The organism is Polaromonas sp. P1_F1, assembly GCF_056405795.1.
Window position 1 is genome coordinate 312,595 of record NZ_JBFUBJ010000002.1, and the last position, 14,426, is coordinate 327,020.

Consider the following 14,426-nt stretch of genomic DNA (forward strand, 5'->3'; position numbering starts at 1 on the left):
TAATTATAAATGATGTAAACTTGGCCGGATTCATGACTTCCTCTCATGCTGAGCCTATGCTGTTTCTATCGCAGCACCCGGCGTGAAGACCCGTTACGGTAAACCCATCCCATGTCCAAGCCCAGCAAAGAACCTGAATTTCCTGCAGCCAGCCTCGAAGCATGGGCCAAAGCCGCTGCCAAATCGGCGCCTGGCGGCGATGTGGGCGCGCTGAACTGGCAGACGCCAGACGGTATCAGCGTCAAGCCGCTTTACACCGCCGAAGATACCAAAGACCTTCCGCACACCAACACGCTGCCGGGTTTTGAGCCTTTCATCCGCGGCCCACAGGCCACCATGTATGCGGTGCGCCCATGGACGATCCGTCAGTACGCCGGCTTTTCCACGGCTGAGGAGTCGAATGCTTTCTATCGCAAGGCGTTGGCCGCGGGAGGGCAGGGCGTGTCGGTGGCGTTTGACCTGGCCACGCACCGCGGCTACGACAGCGACCATCCGCGTGTGACCGGCGACGTGGGCAAAGCCGGCGTGGCGATTGATTCGGTCGAGGACATGAAAATCCTGTTCGACCAGATCCCGCTGGACAAGGTCAGCGTCTCCATGACCATGAACGGCGCGGTGCTGCCGGTGCTGGCAGGGTATGTGGTCGCGGCCGAAGAGCAGGGCGTGAGCCAGGAAAAACTGAGCGGAACCATCCAGAACGACATCCTCAAGGAGTTCATGGTCCGCAATACGTATATCTTTCCGCCCCAGCCCAGCATCCGCATCATCGGCGACATCATTGAATACACGGCGCAGAACATGCCGAAGTTCAATTCGATCTCGATCTCGGGTTATCACATGCAGGAGGCCGGTGCCAACCAGGCGCTTGAACTGGCCTTCACCTTGGCCGACGGGAAAGAGTATGTGAAAACCGCGCTGGGCAAGGGCCTGGACGTGGATGAATTCGCCGGGCGCCTGAGTTTCTTCTGGGCCATCGGCATGAACTTCTATCTGGAAGTCGCCAAGATGCGCGCCGCCCGCCTGCTGTGGTGCCGCATCATGAAGGGCTTCAATGCCAAGAGCCCCAAGAGCCTGATGTTGCGCACGCACTGCCAGACTTCGGGCTGGAGTCTGACCGAGCAGGACCCTTACAACAACGTGGTGCGCACCACCATCGAGGCGATGGCTGCTGTCTTTGGCGGCACGCAGAGCCTGCACACCAACTCGTTTGACGAAGCGATTGCCCTGCCCACCGAGTTCAGCGCCCGCATCGCTCGCAACACCCAGCTCATCATCCAGGAAGAAACCCACATTCCCCACGTCATCGATCCCTGGGCCGGCAGCTACATGATGGAAAAGCTCACCCAGGACATGGCTGACGCCGCCTGGGCCATCATTGAAGAAGTCGAGGCCATGGGCGGCATGACGAAAGCCGTCGACAGCGGCTGGGCCAAGCTCAAGATCGAGGCGGCCGCGGCTGAAAAGCAGGCGCGCATCGACAGCGGCAAGGACGTCATCGTCGGCGTCAACAAGTACAAACTCAAGACCGAAGACGCGATTGAATCGCGCGACATTGACAACGTGGCCGTGCGCGACGGGCAGATCACCCGGCTCAAGGCTATCAAGGCAAAGCGGGACATCGCTGCTGTGCAGGCCGCGCTGGACGCCTTGACGGCAGCCGCCGAAAATAACAACGGCAATCTGCTGGACCTTAGCATCAAGGCCGTGCGTCTGCGCGCCACGGTGGGTGAGGTCAGCGATGCCCTCGAGAAAGTCTACGGGCGCCACCGCGCCGATACACAAAAGGTGACCGGTGTGTACGCTGCCGCATATGACTCGGCCGAGGGCTGGGAAACTCTCAAGACCGAAATCAATGCTTTTGCTGAAGAGCAGGGCCGCCGTCCACGCGTGATGATCTCCAAACTCGGCCAGGACGGCCACGACCGCGGCGCCAAGGTGGTGGCCACGGCGTTTGCCGACCTGGGCTTTGACGTGGACATGGGGCCGCTGTTCCAGACACCCGAAGAGTGCGCGCGCCAGGCGATTGAGAACGACGTGCATGCGGTCGGTGTCTCTACGCTGGCGGCCGGCCACAAGACGCTGGTGCCGGCCATCATCGCCGAGCTCAAGAAGCAGGGCGCCGACGACATCATCGTGTTTGTCGGCGGCGTGATTCCAAGGCAGGATTACGACATGCTGTACGAAGCCGGCGTGAAAGGCATCTACGGCCCGGGCACGCCGATCCCGGCCAGCGCCAAGGATGTGCTGGAGCAGATTCGCAAAGCTGTTGCGAAATGAGTCTGCGGTGACGGATATCAGTTCCCGCCTGTCCTTGCAGCCGGTTATCGCCGGTGATTTCGAGGAGATGCTGGCTTTGCGCATCGATGCCATGCGCCCCAGCCTGGAGCGCGTTGGCCGCTTCGATCTTGCGCGCTCGCGCGAGCGCTTGTCCGCGGGATTTTTTCCGCCGTACATGCAACACATCCTGCTTGACGGCAATCGCGTGGGCTTCTTCACGCTCAAGCCTGAGGGTGATGCAGCCCTGCGGCTCGATCATCTCTATCTGCGCAGCAACGCCAGCGGTCAGGGCATAGGTTCGTGGGTGCTGCGGCAGGTGATCAGGCAGGCACGCGAGCGTAGCCTGGCCGTCAGGCTGACTGCGCTGAAAGGGAGCGATGCGAATCGCTTCTATATGCGCCACGGCTTTGTGCTGCAAGGAGAAGAGGGTGTCGACTTGCACTACGAATGGCCAGCCACGGAGTCGGTCGCGTGATGGCCGCGCCCGATTTCCTCCAGGCCATCATGGGCCCGGACCCAATGGTGCAGCGCCGCGCCATCGCCAAGGCCATCACGCTGCTGGAGTCCACCCGCGCCGACCACCGCGCCCAGGGAGACGAGTTACTCACGGCCCTGCTGCCCCACACCGGCAAGGCCATGCGCCTGGGCATCAGCGGCGTTCCCGGCGTGGGCAAGTCCACCTTCATCGAGGTACTGGGCCTGTACCTGATCACCCAGGGCCACCGTGTGGCCGTGCTCACGATCGATCCTTCTTCTTCCGTCTCAGGCGGCTCCATCCTGGGCGACAAGACCCGCATGGAAAAGCTCTCGGTGCATGACCGTGCCTATATCCGGCCCAGCCCTTCCAGCGGAAACCTGGGCGGCGTGGCCGAAAAGACGCGCGAGGCGATGCTGGTCTGCGAAGCCGCCGGGTACGACGTGGTGATTGTGGAAACCGTGGGCGTGGGCCAGAGCGAAACCGCCGTCGCCAACATGACCGACATGTTTGTGCTGATGCAGCTGCCCAATGCCGGTGACGACCTGCAGGCCATCAAAAAGGGCGTGATGGAACTGGCCGACCTCGTCATCATCAACAAGGCCGACATCGATGCCGACGCGGCGATGCGCGCTGAGGCGCAGATCACGTCAGCCATGCGCTTGTTCGGTCTGGTCAACAACGCCATGGACGGCGCGCAGGCCGCTAATTTCGACAAAAACTGGCATCCGCAAGTCATCCAGCTCAGCGCCCTGCACAACAAAGGCGTGGACGTGTTCTGGAAAGCCGTGATGCAGTTCAAGTCCCTGCGGACTGCCAATGGCCAGCTGGYCGCCCGGCGCCAGCAGCAGTCGCTGTCATGGATGTGGGAGCGCATAGACGCCGGCCTCAAGCAGGCTTTCCGTCAGGATCCGCAGGTGCGTGAGCGCCTGCCCGGCTTGCTGGCCGAAGTGGCGCGCGGTGAAGTTGCGGCATCGACAGCCGCCAGGAGCTTGCTGGCCCTGGCATCCAAAGGATGGAATGCATGAAGAAAATCGCCATTCTTTTCGTGCTGCTTTTTCAGGCATGCCTGGCGTGGGCCGGCGGCATGGTCGCCGGCGAGCCGCAGAGTTTTGTCTTCACCGACAAAGGCTATTTCGCGGACAAGCCCGTCACGGTGCATTACTACAAGGCGCGCAGCGCCGGCCCCGATGCCAAGGTAATGATGGTGATCCACGGCGCGGAACGGCAGGGCTCGCGCATGCGCGACAACTGGATGCCTTTTGCGGAGAAAAATAAACTCATCGTGCTGGCCCCGGAGTTTGACGAGGCGCGGTTTTCTTCCAGGTTGTTCAACATGGGCGGCATTGAAAGCCGTGACCGTGCCCAGTGGTCTTTCCAGATCGTCGAGCATCTTTTCGATTTTGTCCGTGCTGGTGAGGGCCTCGCGGCGAGCGACTACCTGCTGTTCGGCCACTCGGCGGGCGGGCAGTTTGTGCACCGCTTTATGCTGCTGGCCGAGGCACCCCGCGTTTCAGTCGCCGTGGCGGCCAATGCCGGCAGTTACACCATGCCCCGATATCCAGGCCTGATGGAAGACAAATTTCCCTACGCGCTTAACGAAAGCATTATCAGCCCCGACAAACTCAGGCAGGTTTTTGCCCGCAAGCTGATCGTGCTGCTTGGTGAAACTGACATAAAAACCGATGAGGCCAACCTTCCCAAGGCCAGGCAAGCCACAGCCCAAGGCGTGAACCGCTTTGAGCGCGGCACGCACTTCTTCGAGCAGGCCCAGGCGCAGGCGCAGAAGCTGGGCACACCCCTGGCCTGGGAGCGTGCCACCGTGCCGGGCGTGGGGCACGACTCGCGCCGCATGAGCCAGGCCGCTGCGCGCCTTTTGTTTGAATCAGGCAAGTAATTTTCACCGTCCAACAATTGCGGAACACACCATGCAAGAAATCCTTGAACAACTCGAAAAGAAACGCGCCGCGGCCCGATTGGGCGGCGGGCAAAAGCGCATCGATGCGCAGCACGGCAAAGGCAAACTGACAGCGCGCGAACGGCTGGAGCTGCTGCTCGACGAAGGCACGTTTGAAGAGTGGGACATGTTTGTCGAACACCGCTGCACCGACTTCGGCATGCAGGACAACAAGATTCCCGGCGACGGCGTCGTCACCGGATACGGAATGATCAACGGCCGCCTGGTGTTTGTCTTCAGCCAGGACTTCACCGTGTTTGGCGGCGCCCTGAGCGAAGCTCATGCCGAGAAAATCTGCAAGGTGATGGACCAGGCCATGAAGGTCGGCGCGCCGGTCATCGGCCTCAATGACTCGGGCGGTGCCCGTATTCAGGAAGGTGTGGCGTCATTGGGCGGTTATGCCGATGTGTTCCAGCGCAACGTGATGGCCAGTGGCGTGATTCCGCAGATCAGCATGATCATGGGGCCGAGCGCCGGCGGCGCCGTGTATTCCCCCGCCATGACCGACTTCATCTTCATGGTCAAGGACAGCTCCTACATGTTTGTGACGGGGCCCGAAGTCGTCAAGACCGTGACCCATGAGGAAGTAACGGCCGAAGAACTGGGCGGCGCCACCACCCACACCACACGTAGCGGCGTGGCCGACCTGGCATTCGAGAACGACGTCGAGGCGCTGCTGATGCTGCGCCGCCTCTACAACTACCTGCCGCTCAACAACCGTGAAAAAGCCCCGGTGCGCCCCAGCGCCGACCCGGCTGGCCGTATGGACCTGAGCCTGGACACGCTGGTGCCCGAGAACCCGAACAAGCCCTACGACATGAAGGAACTCATCGTCAAGACGGTGGACGACGGCGACTTCTTCGAGATCCAGCCCGAGTACGCCAAAAACATCATCATCGGCTTTGCCCGCATGGAAGGCCAGTCGGTCGGCATCGTCGCCAACCAGCCTTTGGTGCTGGCGGGTTGCCTGGACATCAAAAGCTCCATCAAGGCTGCACGCTTTGTGCGCTTTTGCGATGCCTTCAACATTCCGGTGATTACCTTTGTCGACGTTCCCGGTTTCATGCCCGGCACCAGCCAGGAATACGGCGGCATCATCAAGCACGGCGCCAAGCTGCTCTATGCGTATGCCGAATGCACCGTGCCCAAGATCACCGTGATCACCCGCAAGGCTTATGGTGGCGCTTATGATGTGATGAGCTCCAAACATCTGCGCGGCGACGTCAACTTCGCCTGGCCCAACGCCGAAATCGCCGTGATGGGCGCCAAGGGCGCGGTGGAAATCATCTTCCGCGAAGACAAGGGTGACCCGGCCAAGCTGGCTGCCAAAGAGGCCGAATACAAGGCCCGCTTTGCCAATCCTTTTGTCGCTGGCGCGCGCGGCTTTATCGACGACGTGATCCTGCCGCATGAGACGCGCAAGCGCATCTGCCGGTCGCTGGTGATGCTGCGCGACAAGAAGATTGAGAACCCGTGGCGCAAGCACGGGAACATTCCACTGTAGGGACCGCGTGATGGCCAAGGCAATGCATGCTGCAGAGGTGAGGGTATTGACCGACATACCGAATATCGGGAAGTCGCTGGCGGCGGATCTGCAGTCCGTCGGCATTCAAGCCCCGTCGGATGTGAAGCGCATGAACGCGTTGAAGATGTACGAGGCGTTGCGTGATCCCATGGGCCGGCGTCACGACCCATGCGTTCTTGACACCTTCATGGCAGCGAAAAAATTCATGAACGGCGGACCGAAACAGCCGTGGTGGGACTTTACGGCCGAGCGCAAGGCGCTGCTTGCCAAACAGGACAGGAAGTAAAACGATGTTTACCAAAATACTGATTGCGAATCGGGGCGAGATCGCTTGCCGCGTCATTCTCACCGCCCGAAAAATGGGCATCAAGACTGTTGCGGTGTATTCCGACGCCGACAAAGACGCCCGCCACGTTGAGTTGGCGGACGAGGCCGTCAACATAGGCCCGGCGCCCAGCCGTGACAGCTATCTGCAGGCCGACAAAATCATTGCGGCTTGCAAGCAAACGGGTGCGCAGGCAGTGCACCCTGGCTATGGCTTTCTGAGCGAAAACGCAGGCTTTGCCAAACGTGTCGAGGAAGAGGGCATCATCTTCATCGGCCCCAAGCACTATTCGATTGCCGCCATGGGCGACAAGATTGAATCGAAGAAGCTGGCCGGCGCCGCAGGCGTCAACTGCATTCCCGGTGTCAACGACGCGATTGAGACTGCCGAGAAGGCCGTGGAGATTGCCAAGGGCATTGGCTACCCGGTGATGATCAAGGCCTCTGCCGGCGGTGGTGGCAAGGGCTTGCGCGTGGCGTTCAACGACAAGGAGGCCTTTGAAGGCTTTACCTCTTGCCGCAATGAAGCGCGCAACAGCTTTGGCGACGACCGCGTTTTTATCGAGAAGTTTGTCGAAGAACCCCGCCACATCGAAATCCAGCTGCTGGGCGATAGCCATGGCAATGTGGTTTACCTCAATGAGCGCGAGTGTTCCATCCAGCGGCGCCACCAGAAGGTGATTGAAGAGGCGCCGTCGCCTTTCATCAGCGACGCGACCCGCAAGGCCATGGGTGAGCAGGCGGTGGCGCTGGCCAAGGCGGTGAAGTACCAGAGCGCGGGCACGGTGGAGTTTGTGGTCGGCAAGGACCAGAGTTTTTACTTTCTTGAGATGAACACCCGGCTGCAGGTGGAGCACCCGGTGACGGAATGCATTACCGGGCTGGACCTGGTGGAGTTGATGATTCGCGTGGCGGCCGGCGAGAAGCTGCCGATCGCGCAGAAAGACGTGCAGCGCAATGGCTGGGCGATTGAATGCCGTATCAACGCTGAAGATCCATTCCGCAGCTTCCTTCCGTCCACGGGCCGGCTGGTGCGCTTTCAGCCGCCCAAGGAAACCATGTTCGCGGCAGACACCTCGCAGTTGTACGGCGTGCGCGTGGATACCGGCGTGCAGGACGGCGGCGAAATCCCGATGTTTTATGACTCGATGATCGCCAAGCTCATCGTGCACGGCAAGGACCGTCAAGACGCCATCGCCAAGATGCGTGAGGCGCTCAATGGTTTTGTGATTCGCGGCATATCGAGCAACATTCCTTTTCAGGCGGCTTTGCTGGCGCATCCGAAATTTGTGGCGGGCGACTTCAATACCGGCTTCATTGCTGAAAACTACAGCAAAGGCTTTCACGCCGAAGATGTGCCGCACGATGATCCTTCGTTCCTGCTGGCGCTGGCCGCTTACGTTAATCGCCGCATGCTGGGCCGTGCCGCCGGCATCAGCGGGCAGTTGCCGGGCCATGGCGTGACGGTAGGGGAGGAGTTCGTGGTAGTCGGCCTGGACGCTGCGGGACAGAACACGCAACACCCTGTCACTGTGCGAAATTATCAAGCGCAATCAGGCTCCGGAACAGTAGATACGGGCGCAAGCAGCTATGAAATTTGTAGCAACTGGCATTTGGGCGGTGCGCGCATACGCGGCACCGTGAACGGCCAGCCGTTCGCTGCACAGGTCGAACGCGGTGTCGGGCGCAACCCGCTGGCCATCCGCATCGCACACAACGGCACACGGCTTGATGCCCTGGTACTGTCGCCGCGTGCGGCGCAACTGCATGCGCTCATGCCCTACAAGGCGCCCCCGGACATGAGCCGCTATGTGCTGTCGCCCATGCCGGGCTTGCTGGTGGACGTTGCCGTGCAGGTGGGCCAGAAAGTGCAGGCTGGGGAGCGCGTGGCCGTGATTGAAGCGATGAAGATGGAGAACGTGCTGTTCGCTGTCGCTGACGGCGTGGTGGGAAAGGTGTTGGCAGCCAAGGGTGAATCGCTGAGCGTGGACCAACCGATTGTGGAATTTCAGGCATGAGCACCGGACGCCCTTTCAAGGTGCTGGGCATCCAGCAGATCGCCATTGGCGCCACCAGCAAAGACCGGCTGCGCACGCTGTGGGTCGACATGCTGGGCCTGGAGGTCACTGGCAACTTCGTCAGCGAACGTGAAAACGTCGATGAAGACATCTGCGCAATCGGCAGCGGCCCGTTCAAGGTTGAGGTCGACCTGATGCAGCCGCTGGATGTGGACAGGAAGCCTGCGGTGCACACCACGCCGCTCAACCATGTGGGCCTGTGGATAGACGACCTGCCCAGGGCTGTGGAATGGCTGACAGCCAAGGGCGTGCGCTTTGCGCCCGGCGGCATTCGCAAGGGCGCCGCGGGTTTTGACATCTGTTTCCTGCACCCCAAGGCTAACGACGAGTTTCCTGTTTCGGGTGAAGGCGTGCTGATTGAAATGGTCCAGGCGCCGCCCGAAGTGATCAAGGCGTTTGCCGCCTTGGGTTGAGCTGCTCAGTCCTTCTTGCCGCTCTCTCGCTGTGTGCGGGCGCGGGCCAGGGCGGCTTCAATCACCATGCGCTTGCGGTCTGTCACGGCGGGGTCGTCTCCGGGGCGTGCAGCCGAGGCGGGTAGCGGGGCCTGTGGCGGGTCTGTCACTTTGCCTGCGCCCATCTCCTTCGGGCTTGTGCTGTTCCTGTACCGGGCCTGATGGAATTCATAACGGGCCCTGGCGGTGTCGGCCTCTTGCGGGGACCATGCCGTCCAGCCTGTGCGCTCGCCCGTGACGTTTTCCAGGCTGATGCAGTCAACAGGGCAGACCGGGATGCACAGCTCGCAGCCCGTGCACCAGGGCTCGATGACGGTGTGCATCATCTTGTTGCTGCCCATGATGGCGTCGGTCGGGCAGGCCTTGATGCACAAGGTGCAGCCTATGCACCAGTCTTCATCGATGAAGGCGACAGCACGCGGGCCTTCTGTGCCGTTGGAGGGATTGAGCGGCTGAACGGGCTGACCGGTGATGGCCGACAGCCGCTGCACGCCTTCAGCGCCGCCTGGCGGACATTGATTGATGGGGGCCTGGCCTGTTGCAATGGCCGTGGCATACGCCGCGCAGTCAGGATAGCCGCAGCGGGTGCACTGGGTTTGGGGCAGGGCGGCGTTGATGCGCTCGAAAAGGCTGGAGTCGGGGGGGGAGATCACCCGCCTATTGTCCTACCAGTCATGGCCCCCGCTCTGTCTGCGCTCGACCCGGCCTTGCCGCCGCCCTCAAGCCTTCTTGCTGCGTGCTGCTTTTTTTGCCGCCGGCTTTGCTGCGGCCTTCGGGGCGGCTTTGGCGGCAGGCTTTGCTGCTGCGGTGCGCACTGGCTTTGCTATCGTTTTGGTAGCTGCTGGCGCGCGCTTGGATTGGGCTGGGGCCCGATTGTTCTCAAGAATAAAGGCCTTGACTTGCGGGTAGACGATCTCGCGCCAGCGGCGGCCGCTGAAAATCCCGTAGTGGCCCGCACCCTTGACTTCCAGGTGCTTTTGCAGCGCCTTGGGGATGTTGTGGCAAAGACCGTGTGCCGCCTCGGTCTGGCCAGAACCGGAGATGTCGTCCAGTTCGCCTTCTACCGTGAAATGGGCGGTGGTTTTGATGTCTTCGGGCCGCACACGCTCCATTTGGCCGTCCACACCCTTGACGTCCCAGGTGCCGTTGACCAGCTTGAACTCCTGGAACACCGTCTTGATGGTGTCGAGGTAGTAGTCGGCATCCATGTCGAGCACGGCGTTGTATTCGTCGTAGAACTTGCGGTGCGCCTCGGCGCTGGCGTCGTCGCCCTTGAGCAAATCCTTGAAGTAGTCGTAGTGGCTGCTGGCGTGGCGGTCCGGGTTCATCGCGACGAAGCCGGTGTGCTGCAAAAAGCCGGGGTACACACGACGGCCTGCGCCCGGGAAGTTGCTGGGCACGCGGTAAATCACATTGTTTTCAAACCACTCGTAGCTCTTGTTCATGGCCAGGTTGTTCACTGCCGTGGGCGATTTTCGGGCATCGATCGGGCCGCCCATCATGGTCATGCTCAAGGGCGTCGTTTCGCCTCGGGAGGCCATCAGCGACACGGCAGCGAGCACCGGCACAGTGGGCTGGCAGACGCTGATGACGTGGCAATTGCCGTAAATACCCTGGAGGTGGCGAATGAACTCCTGGACGTAGTTGACGTAGTCGTCCAGGTTGAATGAACCTTCGGAAAGCGGCACGGTGCGCGCATTTTTCCAGTCGGTGATGTAGACCTTGTGGTCTTTGAGCATGGTCTTGACGGTGTCCCGGAGCAAGGTGGCATAGTGGCCTGACAGCGGCGCCACGATCAGCACGGCGGGCTCGCCCTTCAGGCCTGTCAGTGTGGCGGGATCGTCGGTGAAGCGCTTGAAGCGGCGCAGCTCGCAAAAGGGCTTGTCGATTTCCACGCGTTCGTGGATGCTGACCTCGGTGCCGTTGACGTCCACCGTCCGGATGTCAAAAGCTGGTTTTTCGTAGTCTTTGCCCAGCCGGTAAATCAGGCTGTATCCGGCAGCGACGCGTTGGGCAAACGGGTTTTGGCCCATGGGCGACAGGGGATTGCCGTAGAGCTTTGCAGCGGCTTGCGCAAAGTCGACAAAAGGCTCCATCAAGGTGCGTTGGGCTTCATAGACTTGGTACAGCATCGGGGTCAACCTTGGGTTTAGGGTTACTTCGGTAAATCGTAATATGTTGCAGTGCAATATAACAGGGGGTTGCCGCACTGATTTGAGGATAACCACCAATACCGGGCGGTTTTCACACTGTTGACGCCAAAAGCACCACGATGGTGCCAGCTTGGCTTGCGGACCGAGAAACCGCCACCACCTGCGGAATTGAAAGAACACTTACCATTCTGCCTGTAGCCGGTGGTTTTTGCCCGCCCTGAAGCTGCAGCCCTTCAACAGGAAAAACAACATGCTTCCCCCGATTGACGCCTCCTCGCTGGAGCAACTGGCCTCCTTGAAGAAATCAGACCATATGCCGGTCCTTTTTGTGGGCCACGGCAGCCCGATGAACGCCATCGGCGACAACGAGTACCGGCGCAGCTGGCAGGCGCTGGGCGCCGAATTTGGGTCGAAATTCCCCAGGCCGCAGCTGATTCTGTGCATTTCCGCCCATTGGTTGACCGAAGGCTGGTGGCTGACGGCCATGGACAAGCCCAAAACCATCCACGACTTTGGCGGCTTTCCGCAGGAGCTCTTCGACCAGCAATACCCCGCGCCCGGCGACACCGCGGCGGCGCAGGTGATCAGCCAATTGGTCAGGCAGCGCGCGTCGGCGCCGCTCGGCCTGGACGAAGGTGAATGGGGACTGGACCACGGTGCCTGGTCGGTGCTCAAGCCCATGTTTCCGGATGCGGACATCCCGGTCATCCAGCTCAGCATGGATTACAGCCGGGCGCCCGAGGAGCACTATGCGCTGGCAAGGCAGTTGAAGGCGTTGCGGGACCGCGGCGTGCTGATCGTGGCCAGCGGCAATATCGTGCACAACCTGCGCCAGATGCAGCGGGGGGCCGCGGGTAACCAGGCCTACGACTGGGCGCTGGAGTTCGACCAGACGATTGGTGGCTATCTGCAGCAGGGCAATCTGGACGCATTGCAGAACTTCCAGAAGCTGGGCCAGGTGGCGAAGATGGCGCACCCCACCCATGAGCACTACCTTCCGCTGCTGTACACCGCAGGCGCGGTTGATGCGAAGGAGCCGATGCGGTTTTTCAACACCAGCTTTCAGGCCGGCTCCATTTCCATGCGGTCGGTTGTTTGGGGATGAATCTGTTGGAGCGGAGTGTCAGGTAGCTTGAGGCGCTATTGAATTGATAGCTGCTTGCGCCCGTCAGTTATGGGCTGTAACCTATTTTCTTTGAGGAGCCTGGCTTTTGCCACTGCCGTGCTGGGGGCCGGTCAGGCCACTTCCGGATGGATAACCTGCAGCCAGCTCCAGCGATCCTGATAAGCCTTCGCCTTTTTCTCGAACAGCGGCAGGTGGTTGCACAGCGGGTTGGGGCTGAGCTTGCCCTCGTACAACTGCGCCAGGCCGTTGGGCGCATAAAGCTCTACATCCGTCCGCTCCGCAGTATTTGCCCTTAAGCCGACACACGTACAGCTCACCAGAAACCGGTCAATACCATCACGGGAGCTTTGCAGGGCGGGGTAGGGGAAACCGAAATACTCCTCATACCAGGTATGGACCCTGGCCTGGTTTTTTGCTTCCACCACAATGCCCCGGCCCGCAAAGCAGGCGCCGACACGTTCATTGACGGCTGCTTCGCCCGCGCCTGAAAGGTCGGCAGGGTCAAAGTAAAACAGGTCGTAGTCTTTGATGTGGGCTTCGGGCGATTGCCCCGAGTGCAGGTTCCAGATTGTCTGGAAGAGGCATCCCGCCACCAGCCATGCGTCGGGCAATCCCAGCGCAGGCAGGTGTTCCAGAATGAACCGGTTGTGGCGGTTTTTCAGCGCGTCCCGGATGAATTCATCCGGGAGTACAGCCTCAGACGACCTTGGCAATCGACGCGCAGACGTAGTCGATGTTCTTGCTGTTCAGGGCGGCTACGCACATGCGGCCGGTGTCGGTGCCGTAAACGCCGAATTCATTGCGCAGGCGCACCATCTGGTCCTTGCTGAGGCCCGAGTAGCTGAACATGCCGATTTGTGCGGTAATGAAGCTCATGTCCTGCTTGACGCCGGCGGCCTTCAGGCCGTCCACGAGCTTTTGGCGCATGGCCTTGATGCGCACACGCATTTCCGCCAGTTCCTGCTCCCACTGGGTGCGCAGCGCGGGGGTATTGAGCACCGTGGCCACCACCATGCCGCCGTGGATCTGCGGGTTGCTGTAATTGGTGCGAATGACCAGCTTGAGCTGCGACAGCACGCGGTCGGCTTCGTCTTTGGACTCACACAGCACCGACAGGGCGCCCACGCGTTCGCCGTAGAGGCTGAAGCTCTTGGAAAAGGACGTTGACACGAAAAAGCTCAGGCCGGCCGCCACAAATTTACCGATGACGGCGCCGTCTTCCGCGATGCCGTGGCCAAAGCCCTGGTAGGCCATGTCAAGGAAAGGTGTGAGCTTGCGCGCCTTGACGGCGGCAATCACCTGGTCCCACTGGGCTGCGGTGATGTCGTAACCGGTCGGGTTGTGGCAGCACGCGTGCAGCACGACGATGGTGCCTTCGGCGGCTGCATTGAGGGCGGCGAGCATGCCCTCGAAGTTGACGCCGCGCTTGGCTGCATCGTAGTAAGGATAGCTTTCAACCACGAACCCGGCCTGGCTGAAAAGCGCGCGGTGGTTTTCCCAGCTTGGGTCGGAAATCAGGACTTTGGCATTGGGGCTGAGCTTTTTCAGGAAGTCGGCGCCGATCTTCAGGCCGCCCGTGCCGCCAATGCCCTGTGCAGTGGCCACTCGGCCGCTTTTGACGGGCTCGCTGTCGACGCCGAAAACCAGACCCTTGACGGCAGCGTCGTAGGCGGCGATGCCATCAATGGGCAGGTAGCCGCGTGCCTTGGGAGATTCCATCATGAGTTTTTCTGCCGCCTGAACGCATTGCAGCAGGGGGAGTTTGCCGTTGTCGTCGTAGTACACGCCTACGCCCAGGTTGACCTTGGCAGGGTTAGCGTCGGCGTTGAACTGCTCGTTCAGGCCCAGGATGGGGTCACGCGGGGCCATTTCGACAGCGGTAAACAAAGACATGAAATATCCTCAGAGAAGTAAAAAGAAGGCGAAAGCGACGATAGGGGGTTCAGGTCACGGATTTAGGTCACAAGCTGACCGGAAAAAAGGCTACAAGAGGTGTCAAAAAGCGATAGCGGGGCAACTACAAGGCGAATAGGGATTGCAATTTCCATTTTCGGCCGAA

At 60.8% G+C, this 14,426-nt stretch carries 13 protein-coding genes; 9 read left to right on the forward strand and 4 right to left on the reverse strand.

Going from position 1 to position 14,426, the window contains the following annotated elements; all coding sequences use genetic code 11:
- Window positions 1-111 precede the first annotated feature (111 nt).
- From scpA to AC1DZE_RS07645, 8 genes are read left to right on the forward strand one after another with little or no spacing between them, the layout of a single operon-like run.
- Window positions 112-2,277: a methylmalonyl-CoA mutase gene (gene scpA / locus AC1DZE_RS07610; RefSeq protein ID WP_477669119.1), complete on the forward strand. Its 2,166-nt coding sequence runs from the start codon at window positions 112-114 to the stop codon at window positions 2,275-2,277.
- A 7-nt stretch (window positions 2,278-2,284) separates the two neighbouring features.
- Window positions 2,285-2,752, forward strand: coding sequence for a GNAT family N-acetyltransferase (locus AC1DZE_RS07615; RefSeq protein WP_477669120.1), 468 nt, complete (start codon window positions 2,285-2,287; stop codon window positions 2,750-2,752).
- Window positions 2,752-3,780 (forward strand): methylmalonyl Co-A mutase-associated GTPase MeaB, encoded by a 1,029-nt coding sequence (gene meaB / locus AC1DZE_RS07620; protein WP_477699968.1) that lies wholly within the window; start codon window positions 2,752-2,754, stop codon window positions 3,778-3,780. Before AC1DZE_RS07615 ends, meaB begins: the two co-directional genes overlap by 1 nt.
- A complete protein-coding gene (locus AC1DZE_RS07625; RefSeq protein WP_477674239.1) occupies window positions 3,777-4,649 on the forward strand; it encodes an alpha/beta hydrolase family protein in 873 nt (290 codons plus the stop codon). The genes meaB and AC1DZE_RS07625 overlap by 4 nt, the downstream gene beginning before the upstream one ends.
- A 31-nt stretch (window positions 4,650-4,680) precedes the next feature.
- The gene (locus AC1DZE_RS07630; protein WP_477669122.1) at window positions 4,681-6,213 is read left to right on the forward strand and encodes an acyl-CoA carboxylase subunit beta; all 1,533 of its coding nucleotides are present in this window, start codon (window positions 4,681-4,683) and stop codon (window positions 6,211-6,213) included.
- Window positions 6,214-6,223: 10 nt separating this feature from the next.
- A complete protein-coding gene (locus AC1DZE_RS07635) occupies window positions 6,224-6,520 on the forward strand; it encodes a helix-hairpin-helix domain-containing protein (RefSeq protein WP_477669123.1) in 297 nt (98 codons plus the stop codon).
- 4 nt (window positions 6,521-6,524) lie between these two features.
- A complete protein-coding gene (locus tag AC1DZE_RS07640) occupies window positions 6,525-8,576 on the forward strand; it encodes an acetyl-CoA carboxylase biotin carboxylase subunit (RefSeq protein ID WP_477669124.1) in 2,052 nt (683 codons plus the stop codon).
- Window positions 8,573-9,049, forward strand: coding sequence for a VOC family protein (locus AC1DZE_RS07645; protein WP_477669125.1), 477 nt, complete (start codon window positions 8,573-8,575; stop codon window positions 9,047-9,049). The genes AC1DZE_RS07640 and AC1DZE_RS07645 overlap by 4 nt, the downstream gene beginning before the upstream one ends.
- 5 nt (window positions 9,050-9,054) lie before the next feature.
- Here AC1DZE_RS07645 and rsxB read toward each other — a convergent pair whose 3' ends face one another.
- A complete protein-coding gene (gene rsxB, locus AC1DZE_RS07650; RefSeq protein WP_477669126.1) occupies window positions 9,055-9,741 on the reverse strand; it encodes an electron transport complex subunit RsxB in 687 nt (228 codons plus the stop codon).
- 66 nt (window positions 9,742-9,807) lie between these two features.
- The gene (locus tag AC1DZE_RS07655) at window positions 9,808-11,220 is read right to left on the reverse strand and encodes a polyhydroxyalkanoate depolymerase (RefSeq protein WP_477669127.1); all 1,413 of its coding nucleotides are present in this window, start codon (window positions 11,218-11,220) and stop codon (window positions 9,808-9,810) included.
- A gap of 271 nt (window positions 11,221-11,491) precedes the next feature.
- Between AC1DZE_RS07655 and ygiD the strand changes: the two genes are divergently transcribed.
- Window positions 11,492-12,346 carry a 4,5-DOPA-extradiol-dioxygenase gene (ygiD, locus tag AC1DZE_RS07660; protein WP_477699924.1) on the forward strand — a complete coding sequence of 285 codons (855 nt, stop codon included), beginning with the start codon at window positions 11,492-11,494 and terminating at the stop codon, window positions 12,344-12,346.
- Between the two features lie 131 nt (window positions 12,347-12,477).
- Here ygiD and AC1DZE_RS07665 read toward each other — a convergent pair whose 3' ends face one another.
- Together AC1DZE_RS07665 and AC1DZE_RS07670 are read right to left on the reverse strand one after the other, a co-directional pair.
- Window positions 12,478-13,080 (reverse strand): nucleotidyltransferase family protein, encoded by a 603-nt coding sequence (locus tag AC1DZE_RS07665; protein ID WP_477672487.1) that lies wholly within the window; start codon window positions 13,078-13,080, stop codon window positions 12,478-12,480.
- Window positions 13,064-14,260, reverse strand: coding sequence for an amino acid aminotransferase (locus AC1DZE_RS07670; protein WP_477672486.1), 1,197 nt, complete (start codon window positions 14,258-14,260; stop codon window positions 13,064-13,066). Before AC1DZE_RS07670 ends, AC1DZE_RS07665 begins: the two co-directional genes overlap by 17 nt.
- Window positions 14,261-14,426 lie beyond the last annotated feature (166 nt).

Coding starts and splice junctions, on each gene's coding strand:
- AC1DZE_RS07655 (WP_477669127.1), bottom strand. CDS start 11,220: ATGCTGTACCAAGTCTATGAAGCCCAACGCACCTTGATGGAGCCTTTT.
- scpA (WP_477669119.1), top strand. CDS start 112: ATGTCCAAGCCCAGCAAAGAACCTGAATTTCCTGCAGCCAGCCTCGAA.
- AC1DZE_RS07645 (WP_477669125.1), top strand. CDS start 8,573: ATGAGCACCGGACGCCCTTTCAAGGTGCTGGGCATCCAGCAGATCGCC.
- AC1DZE_RS07635 (WP_477669123.1), top strand. CDS start 6,224: ATGGCCAAGGCAATGCATGCTGCAGAGGTGAGGGTATTGACCGACATA.
- AC1DZE_RS07630 (WP_477669122.1), top strand. CDS start 4,681: ATGCAAGAAATCCTTGAACAACTCGAAAAGAAACGCGCCGCGGCCCGA.
- AC1DZE_RS07640 (WP_477669124.1), top strand. CDS start 6,525: ATGTTTACCAAAATACTGATTGCGAATCGGGGCGAGATCGCTTGCCGC.
- AC1DZE_RS07670 (WP_477672486.1), bottom strand. CDS start 14,260: ATGTCTTTGTTTACCGCTGTCGAAATGGCCCCGCGTGACCCCATCCTG.
- ygiD (WP_477699924.1), top strand. CDS start 11,492: ATGCTTCCCCCGATTGACGCCTCCTCGCTGGAGCAACTGGCCTCCTTG.
- AC1DZE_RS07625 (WP_477674239.1), top strand. CDS start 3,777: ATGAAGAAAATCGCCATTCTTTTCGTGCTGCTTTTTCAGGCATGCCTG.